3 protein-coding genes are annotated in these 1,338 nt (G+C 63.9%); 2 read left to right on the top strand and 1 reads right to left on the bottom strand.

Annotated features, from left to right (window positions below):
- Positions 1-136, bottom strand: a 136-nt coding sequence (locus ACX80M_RS21010; RefSeq protein WP_459310400.1) for an alpha/beta fold hydrolase, incomplete at its 3' end; no start/stop codon positions are given.
- Positions 137-380: 244 nt separating this feature from the next.
- On the opposite strand from ACX80M_RS21010, the gene ACX80M_RS21005 reads away from it, so the two are divergent.
- Positions 381-776, top strand: coding sequence for a cupredoxin domain-containing protein (locus ACX80M_RS21005; RefSeq protein WP_459310404.1), 396 nt, complete (start codon positions 381-383; stop codon positions 774-776).
- 8 nt (positions 777-784) lie between these two features.
- On the top strand, positions 785-1,258 hold the full coding sequence (locus ACX80M_RS21000) for a hypothetical protein (protein ID WP_459310402.1): 474 nt from the start codon (positions 785-787) through the stop codon (positions 1,256-1,258).
- Positions 1,259-1,338 lie beyond the last annotated feature (80 nt).

The following is a 1,338-nucleotide window of genomic DNA, read 5'->3' as shown; positions in this document are numbered from 1 at the left end:
GTATCTGGGCCTGGAACGCTTCCCCGGACAGCGGCCACCCGTGAATCATGACCACCGGCCGACCCTGGCCGCCGGTGTCATCCACGTGCAGGTTGGTGTCCTTAAACAATCCGTGATGTGCAGTGATTTCGGTCATGACTCACCCTTCGATGCTTGTATCGTGCCGGATGGGGCCAGCCTACACAGGTAGTAAGCATGCTGTCTTTCAAATCAGAGAACTTCCTTCGGACATCATCGAGCCAATTGGGTTGGTTATTCCGCCAGTCCCGGTCGGGCAGTCCTTCAGGACAGGGGTGACGAATAAGAGTGTGTGGGGTGGTTTCCTGATGGGCGCGCCGTCCGGCGGGTGGAGGACAACATCCCTTTTGAAGGGGATTGTCATGAGAACGATCAACCGTATTCTTGGCCGCGGCGGAGCCGTGTCGTTAGCGGCCATCACCGGCTGCGCAGCCCAGGAAGGGGGCTCTTCCGCCCCGCCGCCCGACGCCAACTCCGCTGCCCCATCAGCTGATGGGTCGACGCAGGCGGCCGAAGGGGTTATCACCATCCGGGATTTCGCGTATGAGGTTCCGGCATCGGTGAAGCCGGGAGCGATGGTGACGGTGACGAACGCGGACAGCGCCCCGCACACGCTAACCGCCAAGGACAAGGGAGGGTTCGACATCGAGGTCCCGGGCGGCGCAACGGTGATCTTCCAGGCACCGGACGCGGCCGGTGAGCACGGGATCATCTGCAGCTTTCATCCGCAGATGACCGGGACGCTGGTCGTGAAATGAACCGAGAAATGAGTCGGTCGGAACTGAAACCGCATTCACGGTTTCTGTGGGTGCTGCGTGTCGGTGTCGCGGCGGGCCTGGTGGTCAGTGCCGTGATCCATGTCCAGCTCGCCCCGGGCTATCAGCAGGCCGCGCCGGGCGGTCTCGGGCAAGGGACCCTGTTTCTGGTCCAGGCCGGAGCCGCTGTCCTGGCCGCGGTGTTTGTGCTGGTCACGGGCTCACGCGCCGCTTTCGCGGCCGCCGCAGCAGTGGGCCTGTCGTCCCTGGTCGCGGTCATCCTGTACAGGTATGTCCAGGTCCCGGCTATTGGGCCGCTGCCGTCGATGTATGAGCCGGTTTGGTACGCGGCCAAGGTTTTATCGGCGGTCGCCGAAGCGGTTGCCGGGGCCCTGGCGGTGGCCGGGTACGCCCTGCTGCACAAGAACCAGTCGGGATCAGGGACGGCTGCCCGGGGCCGCGGCCGCGGCGCTTCGGCTGCTTGAACCAGCCGGATCACGGCCTCCTGAACACCCCACGCCTCGCTGGCCTGCCGGAAAATATGTGACACAATTCACATTCTCAC

It is taken from the genome of Pseudarthrobacter sp. MDT1-22, from assembly GCF_054511035.1.
This window is presented reverse-complemented; position numbering and strand designations above follow the sequence as displayed.

What these genes read in the sequence shown, in the direction of transcription:
- ACX80M_RS21005 (WP_459310404.1), top strand. Translation starts at nt 381, where the DNA reads ATGAGAACGATCAACCGTATTCTTGGCCGCGGCGGAGCCGTGTCGTTA.
- ACX80M_RS21000 (WP_459310402.1), top strand. Translation starts at nt 785, where the DNA reads ATGAGTCGGTCGGAACTGAAACCGCATTCACGGTTTCTGTGGGTGCTG.